The 18,442-nt window shown below is 35.3% G+C and carries 15 protein-coding genes; 12 read left to right on the forward strand and 3 right to left on the reverse strand.

Features of this window, described 5'->3' with window-relative positions; genetic code table 11:
- Positions 1-2: 2 nt before the first annotated feature.
- From panD to ACFVR1_RS03035, 8 genes are all read left to right on the forward strand, one after another.
- The gene (panD, locus tag ACFVR1_RS03000) at positions 3-386 is read left to right on the forward strand and encodes an aspartate 1-decarboxylase (protein WP_387580190.1); all 384 of its coding nucleotides are present in this window, start codon (positions 3-5) and stop codon (positions 384-386) included.
- Between the two features lie 145 nt (positions 387-531).
- Entirely contained in the window at positions 532-3,282 is a 2,751-nt protein-coding gene (gene dinG / locus ACFVR1_RS03005) for an ATP-dependent DNA helicase DinG (protein WP_387580193.1), read from the forward strand.
- Positions 3,283-3,310: 28 nt separating this feature from the next.
- Positions 3,311-3,481: a YpmA family protein gene (locus tag ACFVR1_RS03010; RefSeq protein ID WP_387580196.1), complete on the forward strand. Its 171-nt coding sequence runs from the start codon at positions 3,311-3,313 to the stop codon at positions 3,479-3,481.
- Between the two features lie 3 nt (positions 3,482-3,484).
- Positions 3,485-3,973: a cell wall elongation regulator TseB-like domain-containing protein gene (locus tag ACFVR1_RS03015; protein WP_387580198.1), complete on the forward strand. Its 489-nt coding sequence runs from the start codon at positions 3,485-3,487 to the stop codon at positions 3,971-3,973.
- A gap of 28 nt (positions 3,974-4,001) precedes the next feature.
- Entirely contained in the window at positions 4,002-5,297 is a 1,296-nt protein-coding gene (asnS, locus tag ACFVR1_RS03020) for an asparagine--tRNA ligase (protein WP_387580200.1), read from the forward strand.
- 43 nt (positions 5,298-5,340) lie between these two features.
- Positions 5,341-6,051 carry a DnaD domain-containing protein gene (locus tag ACFVR1_RS03025; RefSeq protein ID WP_387580202.1) on the forward strand — a complete coding sequence of 237 codons (711 nt, stop codon included), beginning with the start codon at positions 5,341-5,343 and terminating at the stop codon, positions 6,049-6,051.
- A gap of 11 nt (positions 6,052-6,062) precedes the next feature.
- On the forward strand, positions 6,063-6,713 hold the full coding sequence (gene nth, locus ACFVR1_RS03030) for an endonuclease III (protein ID WP_387580204.1): 651 nt from the start codon (positions 6,063-6,065) through the stop codon (positions 6,711-6,713).
- Positions 6,706-7,008, forward strand: coding sequence for a YpoC family protein (locus ACFVR1_RS03035; protein ID WP_387580206.1), 303 nt, complete (start codon positions 6,706-6,708; stop codon positions 7,006-7,008). Before nth ends, ACFVR1_RS03035 begins: the two co-directional genes overlap by 8 nt.
- Positions 7,009-7,650: 642 nt before the next feature.
- Here ACFVR1_RS03035 and ACFVR1_RS03040 read toward each other — a convergent pair.
- A complete protein-coding gene (locus ACFVR1_RS03040; protein ID WP_387580208.1) occupies positions 7,651-9,696 on the reverse strand; it encodes a sigma-54 interaction domain-containing protein in 2,046 nt (681 codons plus the stop codon).
- Positions 9,697-9,878: 182 nt separating this feature from the next.
- Between ACFVR1_RS03040 and ACFVR1_RS03045 the strand changes: the two genes are divergently transcribed.
- From ACFVR1_RS03045 to ACFVR1_RS03055, 3 genes are read left to right on the forward strand one after another with little or no spacing between them, the layout of a single operon-like run.
- Positions 9,879-11,297 carry a YfcC family protein gene (locus ACFVR1_RS03045; RefSeq protein ID WP_387580210.1) on the forward strand — a complete coding sequence of 473 codons (1,419 nt, stop codon included), beginning with the start codon at positions 9,879-9,881 and terminating at the stop codon, positions 11,295-11,297.
- 40 nt (positions 11,298-11,337) lie between these two features.
- On the forward strand, positions 11,338-12,510 hold the full coding sequence (gene iadA, locus ACFVR1_RS03050; RefSeq protein ID WP_387580213.1) for a beta-aspartyl-peptidase: 1,173 nt from the start codon (positions 11,338-11,340) through the stop codon (positions 12,508-12,510).
- Positions 12,511-12,528: 18 nt separating this feature from the next.
- Positions 12,529-13,836, forward strand: coding sequence for a cyanophycinase (locus tag ACFVR1_RS03055; RefSeq protein ID WP_387580215.1), 1,308 nt, complete (start codon positions 12,529-12,531; stop codon positions 13,834-13,836).
- A 330-nt stretch (positions 13,837-14,166) separates the two neighbouring features.
- Here ACFVR1_RS03055 and ACFVR1_RS03060 read toward each other — a convergent pair whose 3' ends face one another.
- Positions 14,167-16,800 carry a PBP1A family penicillin-binding protein gene (locus ACFVR1_RS03060; protein ID WP_387580218.1) on the reverse strand — a complete coding sequence of 878 codons (2,634 nt, stop codon included), beginning with the start codon at positions 16,798-16,800 and terminating at the stop codon, positions 14,167-14,169.
- Positions 16,801-16,821: 21 nt separating this feature from the next.
- A complete protein-coding gene (gene recU, locus ACFVR1_RS03065) occupies positions 16,822-17,421 on the reverse strand; it encodes a Holliday junction resolvase RecU (RefSeq protein WP_387580221.1) in 600 nt (199 codons plus the stop codon).
- A gap of 859 nt (positions 17,422-18,280) precedes the next feature.
- On the opposite strand from recU, the gene ACFVR1_RS03070 reads away from it, so the two are divergent.
- Positions 18,281-18,436, forward strand: coding sequence for a hypothetical protein (locus tag ACFVR1_RS03070; protein WP_387580223.1), 156 nt, complete (start codon positions 18,281-18,283; stop codon positions 18,434-18,436).
- Positions 18,437-18,442 lie beyond the last annotated feature (6 nt).

Raw genomic sequence — 18,442 nt, forward strand, 5'->3', positions numbered from 1 at the left:
ATATGTTACGTATGATGTTAAATAGTAAGATTCACCGTGCTGTAGTAACGGAAGCCGATTTAAATTATGTTGGAAGTATTACAATCGATCAAAATATTCTAGATGCTGTAGGGATGTTACCGAATGAAAAAGTCCATATTGTAAATAATAATAATGGTGCACGATTTGAAACGTATATCATTGCTGGTGAAAGAGGTAGCGGTGTTATTTGCGTAAACGGAGCAGCGGCACGTTTAGTTCAACGTGGAGATATCGTCATTATTCTTTCTTATGCTTATGTTATGAACGAAGAAGCAAAATCACATCAACCAACTGTTGCAATTATGAATGAAGATAATACGATTAAACAAATAATTCATTATGAGCCAGAAGCAACTGTAATGTAGTATTCTATAACACACCATTAAACGGAGTCAGCTTATAATGCTGCTCCGTTTTGTAATGAAAGTAATGTTTTGGTATTAAAATTTTAGTGAAAGGTAAATGGATGTGGTACAATTTTTTTAGATTATAAGAATTGTGAGTTGAGGAATGTTGGAAAATCATAAATATGCAGTTGTAGATATTGAAACAACAGGCCATTCATCTTCCAATGGTGACCGTATTATTCAACTTGCAATTGTATTTATTAATAATTACAAAGTCGTACATACTTTTTCTACCTTTATTAATCCAGAGAAGTCCATCCCTTTGTTTATCCAGGATCTAACAAACATCCATGATGCAGATGTAGTGAATGCACCTTTGTTTGAAGAAGTTGGATCAGAAATATTAGACATGCTACAAGATCATATTTTCGTTGCACATAATATCCATTTTGACCTTACTTTTTTACAAAGTGAGTTAAAAAGAGTTGGACTGCCAAAGTTGATTTGTAAAACGATGGATACTGTCGAATTTACAAAATTAATGTTTCCAAATTTATATAGCTATAAACTTCAAGATATTGCATCTGAGTTACAAATTAACTTGCAGATGGCGCATCGGGCGGATGATGATGCACTTGCTACCGCTCATTTACTACTAAAATGTATGGAACAGTTATCCCATTTACCACTTAGAACGATTGAATTATTACATAAAAGATCTTTTCATTTAAAGTCAAATTTATCATTGCTTTTCTTTGAAGTTTTAAGCAATAAAAGATCAAAGTACGAAGAAAAAGAATATCCATTGTATCGTAATATTCCATTAAAATTTGTGAAGGAAGAGAAGGAGTCACTTCCGATACAACAAAGTTTTCCTTTAGAGAGAGACAACAAGTTAAAAATGTTTAAAAAAGGTATATCACACTTTGAAGAGCGTATGGGACAATTCGAATTAATGGATACGATCCATTTTGCTATGCAAGAAAAAAAGGAAACTGTTTGTGAAGCTGAAACTGGGATAGGAAAAACTTTAGGTTATTTGTTGCCTGCAACTATCTATGCGATGGAAAAACAAAAGCCAGTTATAATAAGTACATATACTACCCATTTAATAGACCAATTGGTGCAAGAAGAAATACCTAAACTTAATGAAGTATTAGGCGTGCAAACCAGAGTTGCTAAGTTGAAAGGAATGCATCATTACATTGATTTGTATCGATTTTGGCAACATCTTCAACTAGAAGATGAATCCTATGATGAAACTTTTACTATTATGCAAATATTAGTTTGGTTAACGCTTACTGAAGAAGGGGATTTAACAGAGTTAAATGTATCCGGTGGCGGACAATTATTTGTGGATAAAATTAGGAGAGCGATACCATATAAATCAGATGAAACTGAAGTAGTTGATTTTTATGAGAGAGCTATTAAAAGAAGTGCAAATTGCGACATTTTAGTTACTAATCATGCAATGGTATTGGCAGATCAAGACCGAGAAAGTCGGTTATTATCAAAAGGATGTGCAACAATTATTGATGAGGCTCATCAATTTATTCATGCAAGTATGTCGAGAAAAGAACGGATTTTTTCATATACAAATTGGAAGTATATTCTTGGACAGTTTGGTACATTAGATACCGAACATTTACTTCATAAGCTTTCATTCATTCATATACCAAGGCCTTTACGAGAGCGACTTGAGAAAGAGTATGTGGAAGTAGTAAATACTTTTGATGATACCGTTTCTTATATTATCAATTCAGTTAACCATACAAATAAAAGTTCAAGGAACACAAAAAGAACCATTCTACTTGATGAATTAAATTTAAATAAGTCACTATTTCGTCGAGTTGCAACTTCCATTCAAACATTTATCCTATCCTCAAAATCCATCATTCATTCCTATTCCATGCAAGTGGAGGAACTAGCACCAATTATATTGGACGAATGGGATTATTGGATCAGAGAACTTGAGATAAAAGTAGCTGAGTGGGATGAAATCTTTTTACAAGAGGAAGCAATTGAGGCGAAGTGGTTAGAAATTGATACACGGAGCATACCAGGGAGTCTCACAATTATTAAGAGACCGCTTAATTATCAGAATGATATTAAGAAGGCACTTAATCCATTAAGGGCTACAGGTGCGGTTATTTGGACATCAGGAACACTATCTGTGCCCTCTAATTCCCATTTCATAACTTCTCAACTTGGATTAAATGAAAGAATAACAATACATTCATTTAAGAGTTCCGCTGATTATTATAATGGTGCAGAATTATTAATTGTTGAGGATATGCCGGATATTCAACAAGTTTCCCAAAGTGATTACATTGAATCGGTAGCAGAGGCTATCGTTCAAACTGTACTCGTTACAGAAGGAAGATGCTTTGTATTATTTACTTCTCAAGATATGTTGCGAAAAACAGTGGACTTGATTCAAGAAACAAAATTATTAGATGATTATATGTTATTTGCACAAGGTATGTCTTCAGGAAGTAGGATGCGTTTATTAAAGTCATTCCAACGATTCTCGAAATCTGTCTTATTTGGGACAAATAGTTTTTGGGAAGGTGTGGATGTTCCAGGAGATGCACTTTCCGTTATTATTATGGTAAGGCTCCCATTCTCTTCACCAGATGATCCACTTTTTAAAAAGAGAGCAGAGCTACTTACGCTAAACGGTCAAAACCCTTTTTCCGCTTATTCTTTACCAGAAGCAGTTCTTCGATTTAGGCAAGGATTTGGACGTTTAATCCGTTCATCATCCGATAAGGGTGTTTTTATAGTGCTAGATAGAAGGATTGAAACAAAATCTTATGGTAGTGACTTTATACAAGCTATTCCAAATATTCCTGTAAAGAAAGTCTCTTTAGAAAATATGGTCTTGGAGCTTGAAAATTGGTATAATAAATGAGTATGAGTTTTAGAAAGCAGGTAGAAATATGGAAAACAAAATTGAAGTGCTTTCAACCGTGACGGTCAATTATCAAAGTGACTTATATAAATTGGTTGATGTATTAAATCGTACCTTAAAAGAACAGGATTTAATGTTTGGATTAGCACTAGATAAGCAAGATCAAGAAAAAGCTGTATTTACTATTTATAGGACTTAACAAATGGCATTGAAAAGATGGATTCTGTTTATCGTTACTTTTTTGATTAGTCTTACGGTTATACTTAGTTTACTTATTTATTTTCAAGCAAAAGCTCCTTTTAAAGCAGCTAGTCATGATGCCGAAACTTATGTATTACATAATAATTTGTTATCCCATATTAATGATTCATATGTTTTTAATAGCGCTGCTACTTATCATACAGTTATTGGTACTACTGCTAAAGGGGAAGAAAAGGCTTTCTTTATTCCTGAAAAGAAAACAAATGATACTATTATGGAAGTCAAATTGAAAGATGGTATAACAAAAGAACAGGCAATAGAACTAGCAATGAAAGATGAAAAAAACAGTAAATTGTTACATGCAAAACTAGGAGTAGAAGAAGTAGGACCAGTATGGGAAATTTCGTTTATAAACAAAGATAATAAGCTCGGTTATGTATATTTATTATTTGATAACGGAGATTGGTGGAAACGAATATCAAATTTATAATGAAACTTTTGAATTTTTGGAGGATAAAATGAAAAAAATTATGATTAAAGATATGGGAAACCATATCGGCGAAACAGTTAAACTTGGTGCATGGCTTGCCAACAAGAGATCAAGTGGTAAAATAGCTTTTTTACAATTACGTGATGGATCTGGATTTGTACAAGGTGTTGTCGTAAAAGAGGAAGTTGGAGAAGAAATTTTCCAATCTGCTAAAGGGTTAACACAAGAAACTTCTATGTACGTAATTGGTGAAGTAATAAAAGATGAGCGCTCTTCCTTCGGATATGAATTACAAGTAAAAGAAATTGAAGTAATTCATGCTGCTGTAGACTTTCCAATCACACCAAAAGAACACGGAACTGAATTTTTAATGGACAACCGTCATCTTTGGTTGCGTTCAAGAAAACAACATGCAATTATGAAAGTCCGTAATGAGATAATTCGTGCTACATATGAATTTTACAATAATAATGGCTTTGTAAAAATGGACCCACCAATTTTAACAGGTTCTTCTCCTGAAGGTACTTCTGAATTATTCCATACTAAATATTTTGAAGAAGATGCTTACCTTTCTCAATCAGGACAATTATATATGGAAGCAGCTGCAATGGCTCTTGGAAAAGTTTTTTCTTTCGGTCCAACATTCCGAGCTGAAAAATCTAAAACTCGTCGTCATTTAATCGAGTTCTGGATGATTGAACCCGAAATGGCATTTGTTGAATTTGAGGAAAACTTAGAAGTACAAGAGCAGTATGTAGAATTTATTGCTCAAGCTGTATTGAAAAATTGTACTCTAGAACTAGAACGTTTAGGCCGTGATGTGTCAAAACTTGAAAACATTAAAGCACCATTCCCACGTATTTCATATGATGATGCGATTAAATTCTTGCATGAAAAAGGCTTTGACGATATTACTTGGGGGGATGATTTTGGTTCTCCTCATGAAACTGCGATTGCTGAAAGCTATGACAAACCAGTTTTCATAACGCATTATCCGATAGGTATTAAACCATTCTATATGCAACCGCATCCAGACAGAGATGATGTAGTTTTATGTGCGGACTTAATTGCTCCAGAAGGATATGGGGAAATTATAGGTGGTTCTGAACGTATCCATGACTACGATTTATTAAAACAACGACTAGCAGAACACAATTTAGATGAATCAGCTTATGCATGGTATTTAGAACTTCGTAAACAGGGGTCTGTGCCGCATTCTGGATTTGGACTTGGATTAGAAAGAACGGTTGCGTGGTTGAGTGGTGCAGAACATGTTCGTGAATCTATTCCATTCCCACGTTTATTAAACAGATTATATCCATAATTAGCTTTTATACTTTTCAATATTTTAAAAAGGGGAGACGAGTATGCAAAAGCGAGATCGACTCCGTATTTGGACTGAGCAGGGAAATGTAACCATTTCCCAGCTTTTTTTTAACTATTATAAAATGATTGATGTAAAAGATGAAGAAGCAATTTTACTTTTACATTTAATCGCTTTTGGTGAAGCAGGAAACCACTTTCCCACACCACAAAACTTAGTCGAACGTACGCATTTTGATGAAAATAAAGTAACGAATATATTACAACGTCTTGTACAAAAAGGGTTTGTTCAAATTGAACAACAAATTGATGAGGACGGTATACGATATGAATATTATAATTTCCAATACTTATGGAATTTACTTTTAGACTTTGCGGAGCAAAAAGAAAATAATGTAGATGATGATTTGTTAAAATTAGAAGAAGGAAATATTTTTAAATTATTTGAACAAGAATTCGGTAGACTGCTATCACCAATGGAATATGAAACGATTGGCATGTGGTTCGATCAAGATCAACATTCTCCTTCGTTAATACGGTTAGCACTTAAAGAAGCAGTTTTGTCTCAAAAGCTTAGTTTACGATACATTGATCGAATTTTATTTGAATGGAAAAAGAAAAATATTAAAACAGTGGAAGCTGCAGAAAAACAGTCATCAAGTTTTAGACAACAAATTCCAACACAAAATCAAGTCGAACATGCTTCTAGTTCAACAAAAGTATCATTTTATAATTGGTTAGAAGAGAGAGAGTAGGAGGGGGAAATTTGCTTTCAAAAGCACAATGGCAATTTTGCCTAGATGAGATGGAGCGAATGTTTCCTGATGCTCATTGTGAGCTCGTTCATGACAATCCATTCGAATTACTAGTAGCTACTTTATTGTCAGCACAATGCACAGATATTTTGGTGAATAAAGTAACAAAAAATCTATTTCAAAAGTATAAACAGCCAGAAGATTATTTAGCAGTACCTATTGAAGAATTGCAAAATGATATTCGTTCCATTGGCCTATATCGAAATAAAGCTAAAAATATTCAGGCGTTAAGCAAGCAGCTTATTGAAATATATAATGGAGAAGTTCCTGCGAATAGAGACTTGCTTACAACTTTTCCAGGGGTGGGACGCAAGACCGCAAATGTTGTTGTTTCGGTTGCATTTAATATCCCGGCGATTGCAGTAGATACTCATGTTGAACGTGTAGCTAAACGGTTAGGTTTATGCAGATGGAAAGATTCAGTTCTTCAAGTGGAAGAGACATTAATGAAAAAAACACCGACAGAGTTATGGTCAAAAGCACATCACCAACTCATATTCTTTGGTCGCTATCATTGTAAAGCTCAAAATCCAAATTGCCCGGAATGCCCATTATTGGCAGTATGCCGAGAAGGTAAGAAAAGGATGAGTAAAGTTGTTTAACGATAATTCCATAGATGTCAGAAGCAAATTTGCTGAGTGGGATCAATTAAAAGAGAAATTAGCAATGCTTTTTAGAAGTGAAGACGAATCACGACACAATATGATGGAGCATAGTATTCTACTTTTGACTCAAATTTTAGATGAGTCGGAAGAGGCTAGACCGATAAATTTTTCAGATCGTTTGGAATTTATTAAAAAGAATATTCATAACTACACTTCTTTCCGTCAGCTTGATGAGTTATTCAAAGAAACCAAAAAGAAAATTGCGGTGAAAAAAATTTTGGATAATAAATAGTTAGGATTGCGTTTTCTATTTATTGTCGGCTAGGTTGAATATGAAGAACACGCCTAATGAAGGACATTTAATTTAATGTCCTTCTTTTTTTACGAAATTGGAAAGTATAAAAATTTATAGGGAATGAACAAGTTAATTTCCGATGCAGGGATGACGTCCAGGGGGGAAGCATCAAGAATTAAATAATCCCGCGGATTTCCGTGGCAGGTGGACGCGTTCCGCGGGGGCGCCGCTACGCGTTCGTTGTGATTGCTCATCTGTCTCACAGAAGAACAAAGGCTAAGAGCGCCACATCGTGTGGCAACGCCTTCGTGACCAACATCCTGTTGGCCTCCGACTGGAGACGCCACCTTTTACTACAATCCATAAAGTGAGTGGTACCTAACAAGAAGATTTAGTCCAGCTATTGCTAAGTGGATAGATTGTAGTTCACTAAATAATGTTCATAGGATTTAAAATCTATCTTACTTAGCAACATCCCATACATACTAGTTGCTTGAAGCGGAGGCGACGACTTCTGCGGGGCCACATGACCAACATCTTGTTGTCCAAGAAGACTGAAGCCATGCCCGCGAAAAGCGTCCACCGTAGGGGAAAGCAACAACATTCATATGCTGCTCTTCTTAAAAGGAGATTACTGACTTAAGTAGTTGTATATGTAGTAATAAAATGTAAATAATCGACCCCTTTTGAAGTAATCCTTGTACCAGTTCTACCTCTACCTTTTGTAATGTAACCTTCGATTTCCAATGAATTCAATCTTTGTCGAACCTGTTGTGGAGATAGATAATGACCATTTTTTTCGCTAGTTATTGATATAAGTTGCCTACTTGCAGGCTTGCCGTTATCATTACATTGCTTAATAGTTTCTAACAGGAATAGATATTCATGCATTTCTAATAGATCCTTAGGCATTGGAAAACTTGTTATGATATCTTGAATACTTTCTTTTTGAAAGCGGTCATGAGGAATGTCCTTTAATTCAATTTTGTCCCCATCACAGATGGTGAGCATATAATCAATTGTACTTTTTAATTCTCGAATATTACCAAACCATTCTTGTCTCTGAAGCTTTTCTAGGACTTCTTCCTCGACCTTAACCCACTTCCCGCTTTTTGTAATAAAGTGTTTTACTAGTAAAGGTATATCTATTTTCCGCTTTCTAAGAGGGGGTACAGTGAGGGTAAGAACGTTTAAACGGTATAACAAATCAGAACGGAATGATCCTTCTTGAGATTTCGTTTGAATATTTTTATTAGTTGCAGCAATGACCCGGACATTTACAGGAATTACTTTTCTTCCACCAATTCTTCTCAATTCTTTTTCTTGAAGAACTCTTAATAAATGGGATTGAACTGTTAAGCTAATATCTCCAATCTCATCTAAAAAAATCGTTCCATTATCCGCTAATTCAAATAAGCCCTTTTTCCCGCCTTTTTGAGCTCCTGTAAAAGTTCCCTCCTCATACCCAAACAATTCACTTTCTAGCAAATTTTCTGTTAAAGCGCTACAGTTAATTGCGATAAAGGGTCCGTTTTTTCTTACTGAATGTAGATGGATTGAGTGGGCGAATAATTCTTTACCAGTTCCTGTTTCTCCTTGAATTAAGATTGGATGCTCCGATAGGGCAAGTTTTTTGGCAGTTTGTATACAATCCTTGAGTATTGGATGATCTCCAACAATATCCCCAAAGTTATACTTTGCATAAAATCCCTTGTTTTTTAACTCTTGCTGCGCCATTTTTTCTACTTCAAACGCCTGATTAATACTTTTAAATGTCGCTACAATTGTATGTTCTGTTTCCATTTGATGTCGGAATATAACTAGGTCCACACCGTATATCGTAAAGAATTTACTTTCTTCAATACTATGGAGGATAAAATCAATAATATCTTGTCTGGCAATAACATTACTCAACTGTTTATGGATGACGTCATCTACAGATAAATGAAAAAGGGCTTCTAAACGACGGTTAAATACGGTAATTTTTTGCTGATGATTAATCGCTAAAATACCGTCATCGACAGTGTTTACAACATTTTGAATATGTTGACTAAAATGTTGAGCGTTTTGTTCTGCAACGGATAGATCCCGTTGTAAATCAATAATGTTACGAATATATCTTTCTGAAATTAATGATGAAACTTTTTCTCCTAATCCGAAGAACTCAACTACTTTTAATATAGTTGACATATCGAACAACCTAACTCCAATATCAATTACATTTTTTATAGATGGAGGACAAAGATGAGACTCTCCTGGGGAAACAGCGATATCGATATTTTTATAAAATAACTGATCTCTTTTAAATGGTACGTATCGAAAATGATCAATACCCAGCTGATAAAGAGATTCAATTAGCTCAATCGTAGCAAAATCATCATCATTAACAATCAGCACATTAGAATTTTGTGGGATTTTTAAAAGTTGATCAATAAATTGATGATGGACCGTTCGTTTTCCTACAATCATTTCTTTGCACGATATATGGCACATCTCATTTGCTTCTATTCTAGTAACCTCAGATGAGAATAGAAAAAAATCAGCAGTCAATTGAGCTGGAAGTCCGTTCATTGTTGCAAAACTTGTAATGTGAACATAGTCTCCCAATAATTGTTGAAGTTGCTCATATAAGACTTGTTTCGTTTGGATACTGCCTGCAATTAATGTGATCGATTGTTTGATCATCGAAATCTCCTTTTTGAATGGTGTTCTTTTAGGTTAAATTATACCACCAAACAGAACCAAAAAAGACCAATTATACATATTAATCGATTTAATTTTCAGAATTATTGCGTTTTTTAAGTTGGCACAAAAATTGCATATAGATTAAGAGTGTGGCATTAAAAATAAAAAAGGGAGATGAGAAGATGAGTCAATTGGGTAAAAATGTTGAACCGATTAAACCAAATAGAAAGCCGGTTCAAATCAATGCATTTGCTTTATTATTCTTTGTTGTTGTAGCAGCCATGATTTTAACATTTATTTTACCGGCAGGGGAATACAATCGTGTAGAAGTAGATGGTCGGACTATTGTAGAAGCAGACTCCTTTAAATGGATTGAATCCTCACCAGTCTATCCGTTTGATATGTTTAAAGCTATCCATAAAGGGATGGTGGAAGCAGGAGGAATTATTTTCTTTGTATTAATCATTGGTGGTTTTTTTGGTGTCCTTAAAGCAACAGGTACAATTGATGTTTTGATTGCTACAATGGCTAGAAAACTGCAAAAACGAGAAAAGCTATTAATTCCTATCATGATGTTATTCTTTGCAGCAGGGGGATCGTTAATGGGGATGGCGGAAGAGGGACTTGCCTACATCCCTCTATTAATTCCGCTGGCACTAGCCCTTGGATTTGATACGATCACTGGTATGGCTATTGTATTACTTGGTGCAGCTGCAGGTTTTACAACAGCTGTTATGAATCCATTTACAGTAGGAATTGCTCAAGGGATTGCAGAATTGCCACTTTTCTCAGGAATAGGACTACGTTTAGTATTATTTGTGGTGGTTTACCTTGTCTCTGTTATATTTGTTTATCGATATGCGATGAAGGTGAAGAAAAACCCTGAATTAGGGTTTTACGGAAACTACGACAAGTCAGCTGCAGATAAACTGTTGAAATCCAATATAAATCTTTCAACCAAACACAAGCTGATTCTTGGAGCGTTTCTATTAACCTATGTTGTTTTGGCATATGGCGTCATTAAATTCGAGTGGTATCTTTCAGAGATTGCTGCCTTATTTATTATTTTAACAATTGTAGTGGGGATTGTTGGAAAACTCTCTATTGACAATATGGTGAAAAACTTTATGAGTGGCTCTGCTGCATTAATAACAGGTGCTCTAATTATCGGTGTCTCGAGAGCGACATTGGTCGTATTAAGTCAAGGGCATATTGTCGACCCTATGCTTCATGGAGTATCAGAAGCGATTAAGCATGTACCAGGAACGATTAGTGTAATCGGTATGTATGGCTTCCAAACTGTGATTCATTTTATTTTAGCCTCAGGAAGCGGCCATGCAATGTTAACAATGCCAATTATGACACCGCTAGCTGATTTGCTTGATATTACTAGACAGACAGCTGTTTTATCATTCTCATTTGCCGACGGGATTGGAAATATTATTTTCCCTACGGCTGGTACATTAATGGCTGGTTTAGCTATTGCAGGGATTCCTTGGACTAAATGGGCGAAATGGGTTTTTCCGCTAGTCATTATCCAATTTGTGATTGGTTTAATTGCAGTTATTGTTGCTCATGCGATAAATTACGGTCCATTTTAGCAAATTAACATCGATAAAGTAACCAAGGAGGAGAAAGTTTGTGCTGACGTTGATTAAAAATGGTGAAGTGTACGCACCTCATTATTTAGGAAGGAAAGATATTTTAATAGTTGATAGTAAAATCGGCTACGTTAAAGAAATCATTGAACATCCACAAGATTTTGTTCCGATTAAGGTGATTGATGCTTCTGAAAAGCTGGTTGTACCTGGTTTTATCGATGCCCATGTTCATATCATTGGCGGAGGTGGGGAAGGTGGATTCAAGACTCGAACCCCTGAATTGACCTTAACTAGTTTAACAACTGCGGGAATTACTACGGTTATTGGACTTCTTGGAACAGATGGAACGACACGACGAATGGAAAGTCTGCTCGCAAAAGCGCGGGGCTTAGAAGAAGAAGGTGTAACATGTTATATACATTCAGGTTCATATCAGTTGCCAGTAAGAACATTAACAAACAAGATACAAGAAGATATTATTTTTATTGACAAAATAATTGGGGTCGGAGAAATTGCCATATCTGACCATCGATCTTCTGAACCAACGTTTAGTGAAATTGCAAAAATTGCATCTGCTGCACGAAACGGAGGGATTTTATCAGGAAAAGCTGGACTGTTGGAAATTCATGTCGGTGATGGGGAAGAAAAGCTTTCTTTACTAGAGGAAGTTGTCAAAAAAACCAATATTCCTATTTCTCATTTTCATCCGACTCATATAAATCGGACGGAGGAATTATTTACTGCAGGAATTCAATATGCATTGAATGGAGGATACGTTGATTTAACTACGAGTACTGTTCCGGAGTTTTTAGAGGAAGGAGAAGTAAAGTCCAGTACAGGGTTAAAGAAGATGCTTGATGAAGGGGTACCAATCGAAAAAATTACCTTTTCATCTGATGGCCAAGGAAGTTTGCCTACATTTAACCGAAACGGCGAGTTAATTGGTCTTCAAGTGGGATCTGTTTCTTCTTTATATAAAGAGGTTAGAGACGCAGTCCTAGATGAAGGAATTTCATTAGAAGTTGCACTACAAGTCATAACGTTAAATCCTGCTAAAGTGCTCAAACTGCCAAATAAAGGTAGAATACAAGAAGGAACAGATGCTGATATTGTACTACTAGACAAAAGGACACTTGAAATAGATAGTGTCATTGCAAAGGGGCAATTGATGGTTCAAAATAAAGTGTCAATTGTCAAAGGGACATTTGAATAAGAAAAAATGGAGGGACTAATGTTGAGAAAATTTTCGTTTATTATTGTCCTTGTTTTATCGATGTTTGCCATAAACATGTTTTCATTTCAAGTAGAAGCAACTCAAAATAGTTTGTCAAAGACTGCTGGTTCTCTTGTTATTGTAGGCGGTGCATTAAGCTCCGATAATGAGGTAGTTTACAAAAAATTCTTAACCTTGGCCCAAGAATACAAAGGGAAAGCATTAAAGGACATAAAGATTGCGATAATCCCTGCTGCAAGCGCTGTTCCGATTGAAAGTTCTGATGGATACAAAGAAGATTTCGTCCGCTACGGCGTCCCAGTAGAAAACATCTATACGGCGCCAATTGCATTAATCGATGACCCTTTGACTAAGGAGGTTGACGAATCGACTTGGAAGGATAACGGAAACAGTACTGAAATTGCGAAAGAAATAGAAGAGTTTGATGCGATTTGGTTTGTCGGCGGTGACCAATTACGTCATATTAAAACACTAGTGACGGCAGACGGGAAAGATACAGTCGTATTAAAAGCTATTAGAAAAATATATGAAAACGGGGCGGTCCTTGGTGGAACAAGTGCTGGGGCTGCAGTTATGAGTAACCCTATGATTGCTTCAGGAACTAGCGTAGGAGCCTTAACTGATGGGGTTCATATTCTTAAGAACTTTGATCAGGAAACTGATGATGATCAACTTTTTCTTACTACAGGTTTAGGATTCTTTACTCATGGGATTGTAGACCAGCATTTTCTAGAACGTGGCCGTTTTGGTCGTTTACTTGTTGCAACTCAATACAACAAAACACGATATGGATTTGGAATAGATGAAAATTCGGCAATGGTTTATACAAGAGCAGACGACAGTATTGAAGTCGTTGGTGCAAGTGGTTTAATAATTGTTGATCTTCAAGGGTCGACAGTGCCAAAAGGGAAACGCTTTGCCATGAACAATGTAACAATGCATTATTTGGAAAAAGGGGATCGTTTCAATGTAAAGGACGGAACTTTTGCTTTGAATAATTTTCATAAAACGACTAAAGGAATCGAATATTACAGTAAAAATCCAATTGCAATGGGTATCTTTGGAAAGCAAGTATTGAAAACGGTTCTAACAGAAGATTTAATTGATAATGAAGCAACTAAAGCAGAAGCGTTATGGTTTGACATGGATGATGACAAAAAAGGAAATGGTTTTAAATTTACATTTAGAAAAACCAATTTAACAGAAGGATTCTGGGGAAGAATTGATCAAATCGGATCTTATGCTGCATTAAATATTAAGATGGATGTTGAACCAATTTCAATTAAGATTCAAGTCGATAAATAGTGTATTAGAAAATTAATCGAAAAGATCCAAGTTTATTGGTAATACAAAATTTTGTTTTGATATGAAATATAGGGATTAAGAACATCCGAGTATAAAATGACTAATGCTAATTCTTAATTTACATTAGTCACTTAAAAATAACTATTCATATGGAGAAATGGTTGTTTTCAGTTGAGAATACGAAGCTTTCACCATTTGAGAAGTTAGACTTTTTGTAGCGAAAAGAGAAGCCCAAAGCACTTGTATTTTGCATAAATTTAGCTTGAAAAAATAAAATGGCCGATCCTATGTCGAGAAATTCGACTTAGGATCGGCCATTTATAAAATAAACTATGGGTTTGTATTGGAGCTATCGTCAGAACCAGTAGTACCATCAGGATTTGTAGTATCATCAGGTGTTGTTCCTGATTGGTCTCCACCTGAATTGTTACCACTTCCGTTCCCGTTGCCTTTATTGTTTCCATTTCCATTGTTATTCCCATTGCTATTGCCATTTCCGTTATTATTTCCATTATTGTTTTCGTTACCATTTTTATTCCCGTCACCTGGATTATCATTTCCATCTGTTTCGCCAGGTGGGGCTATTATAGGTTGTTCTTCTAATGGCTTTACAGTAAGCGAAATAGATGCTGGATCACTACGAACGTCATCAGAAACGGCAGTAACCGTGAATACATACGAACTTCCAGGAATTAAACTTTGCACATTTAAACCTAGTTGTTCAGTTGTTTGAAGTACTTGATTTTCACCATTGTTAATAGAGACTGATACTTCAAATTTAACATTCACTTCTTTGTCTTTTGGTTTATCGAAGTCCCATGTTAATGTTGCAGATGAAGATGCTTCATCATATTCCACATTTAAATTATTGGGAGCATTTAGTACAGGCTTTTCGTAAATATTTGAAACAGAAGTTGGCTCTGTCCCTTTTACAAATAACTCTGTTTTCTTTAAATCATCTGGTGTAAACTCACTTGCTAATTGAAGCGGATGTGTACCTTTTTCGATGGTTGCTTCAACAACTGAATTAGGTTTTTTAAAGCGCCCAGTATTTTTTCCTTTTGAAATATTAGTCATCACTTCTTTAAAAAGGTGCTGAGGTAAATATCGTTCTTCGTTTGTAGTCATTGGTGTTTTTATATCAGGATAACCAGACCATATCGCAATGGAGTAATCTGTAGTGTATCCTGCAAACCAAACATCTGGGAAAGCGCTACTTGGTAAGTTCCATTGTTTGATTTGATTTGAATCGTAGTTGGATGTACCAGATTTACCCGCAATATCTAATCCACTTATCGCAGCTCGTGTTGCAGTTCCTTTTGTTAAAACATCTCGTAAGACATCTGTCACCATATAAGCGGTAGAGTCTTTCATAACTGGAACTGACTCCGGACGATAATTTTTTTCTGTTTTTCCATCACGGTAGACAATTTTATTAATAGAGTAAGGTTCTGTGTGCACACCATTATTACCAAAGGCTGCGTAAGCTCCAGCCATCTGAATTGGTGACATCGATTTTGAAGTCCCACCAATTGCACTACTTTCTGTTACATTACCAATATCAATACCGAAACGATTAATAAATTCTTTGGCATTTTTTGTACCTACTTCTTTCAACGTTTTTACTGCAGGTACATTTCGAGAGTTATAAAGTGCTTCACGCATAGTCATAGCACCTTTATATTTTCCATCAAAATTTCTTACTACTTGATCAGATCCAGTGTACGTAATTTTATCATCTACAATTGTTTGTCCGGTTGACCAATTTAAAAATTCTACTGCTGGGCCATAATCAAGCAATGGTTTGATAGTAGAACCAGGAGATCTAAGTTTCATATCATGCGCATAGTTATATCCACGTATTGCTCCGTAATTTCGTCCTCCACCAACTGCAGCGATTGCTCCCGTTTTTGTATCAATAACAGCGATACCTGCTTGAATGTCTTTATTCGGGAAAATATTCGAGTTAAGACTCGCTTCTACTTGTTTCTGAGCATTTGGTTGAAGGGTCGTATAAATTGTTATACCATCAGCAATGGAATCACCATCACCATTTTTTTCTAATTCATCTAATACAACATCAATAAAGGCATCGTATTTAGAATTCTTCTTAGCGATGCGCTGATCTTCAGGAAGTAAAGAACTCTCTACTGGAACCGCTTGTGCTTTTTTCATTTCAGCGTCCGAAATTTTGCCGTGTAAGTTCATTAAATGTAGAACGACATTTCTACGTTTTTGAGCAAGCTCCGGATTTTTAAAAGGATTATAATTGTTCGGACTTTGCGGCATACCAGCAAGAACAGCAAACTGATCTAGTGATAAATCTTTTAATTCTTTTCCATAGAAATATTCAGAAGCAGTTCCGAATCCATAAATTCTTCCTGACATTAATACTTTGTTAAAATACATTTCAAAGATTTCTTTTTTGTCATACTTACGTTCCAGTTGCAAAGCAAGATATGCTTCTTGTGCTTTTCGTTTTAATGTTTTTTCGTTTTTTAAGAAAGAGTTTTTAATTACTTGCTGTGTAATCGTACTAGCACCTTGAGCTCCGAATCCTCCAGTCACGTTGGCAATGACTGCTTTTCCTAATCGCAAGAAATCGATACCATTGTGTTGATAAAAACGAGAGTCCTCTGTTGCGATAATTGCATCTCTCATTTGTTGTGGGATTTCATCATAGGGTACATATTCCCGATTCTCCGATCCAACAGTTGCGAATAAGTCTCCATTTGCATCAAGAAGCTTTGGACTTATAGGATCCTTTAAAGAAGATTCATCTAACTTTGGTGCAGTGCTTGCATAATAAGCAAAAAGAGATCCTCCTCCAATTAGTCCTAGTACCCCAACAATTAAGACGGTAACAATAATACGTTTAATCCATGTTTTCACAGGTTTTTTTGAATGTTTTTTTTGTTTTAATTCTTTTCTTCTTTGTTCACGAGTTCTTTTTTGTTCACTCATAAACGTCTCCTCACTTTCACTTTATACGATCAAATTATCAATTATCTTTAGGTAATCAATTCTTGGCGTATATCTTGGGGTAATCTCTATTGCTAGATCTTCAAACTCAGTTAAAGCAATAGATTTTCTACCTCCTGTATGCATTCTATCCCAAAACAATTCTAATTGTTCAAATGGAAGATAAAAATAACGATCAAATGCTGAAAAACGAACAAGTAAAAAACAAATGCCATGTTGTTTCATTACTTTTCTCATATGTTCCATTTGATGTGAATGAACATTCTTCAAAGGAAATGCTGTTCTATTTTCCGTTTCTTTTGCTTCAAAGTCAATATATTTCCCTCGGTACACACCATTAAAATCAGTTGTAGAAGGAGTTCTGTAATATGCTTCTCTAATAACGGCACTGCTTCTACTTGGATAATCAACTTTTACTACTTGTATTGGAATTGGTTTTTTATAAATTACAGCTATATCATTTGAAAGATAAAAGTCATTAGCGTCACTTAACTCATCTTCCAACGTTTTACCCCTATTACTAAAAGAATAATCCTTTTTATTTATTCTTATTTGTTCTTTTTTTGGCGTGTATACTTTTCCGTTTGGATAATGAATAGCCAAGTAGATCACCTCTTTATGCTATTAGTTTATCACAAGTTAATTAGACGATAAGCTTACCGGTTTAGTTTCACTTACGAGCAAAATCTTAAAATATTATACTCCTACTATTTATTAGTTGCAAAGTGTTCTATCGAGTATATGACAATACTTAAATGTAGATAAACTCGAGTAAACGAGGTTTATATTCTTAATTTATAGGATATCAGGTTTTCAGAAGCTAATCACTCGCTTTACCCGGGAACAGGCTGATTTCCGCTGTAAGGACGCTTGAAAGCTGCGCAAGTTCGTCGAAGAAAATTAATTTTTCTATTCGCAAGGGCATTGTCTTGATTTGCTTGCTAATCCCCTAAGACATGCACTCTACCTATCCAATCAACAATTCTAAAAAAGAAAGAATATAATTTGTCCAACTAATGAACTGTATTTTTTTTGCTTATCCATATGGCAAGCGGAACTAAAAAAATAAGGAGTATCCATCGAAAAAAGAGCTTCCGAAATGGTATCTTCAGAAGCTTTTAAAAGAGTGGGAAGTATTTTTTCTCTAATTATCCAAACACAAACGCATCATTTCCTCGCAAATTTCAAGAGGGTGACTTGACAACATCCGCCAAAAGATGACCGAAAATGGGGATTTGGAAAACCAACTGTAATAGTGTAGCCAAAATTTTTTTTGACGAGTATCCGCAGGAGCAGATGTTTCGTCCAAAGAACTTTGGAAATAGTCAGTCCATTTTGTCTTCAATTAGCTATGGCTATATGTCGACACTTCACTAGTTTTGTCCGTTTGAGAGAACGTTTGTCGTTAGGGAAGGTATTTACATAGAAAGAAGGAACATACTCTAAAAAGGGAGGAATTAGTATGAATAAAATTGAACGTTTAATTGACCAATTGGAACTATTAGAGTATTTGTTGGAAAATCGTTTACATGACGAACAAGATAAATTTAAGGAGAACTTTAGTAAATCATCTTTTCAACTTCTAGCGAAGATTGAAAAAATTGAAAAAAAGTTATAAAGAATG

The sequence above is a fragment of the Psychrobacillus sp. NPDC058041 genome, from assembly GCF_042885655.1.
Classification (GTDB): Bacteria; Bacillota; Bacilli; order Bacillales_A; family Planococcaceae; genus Psychrobacillus.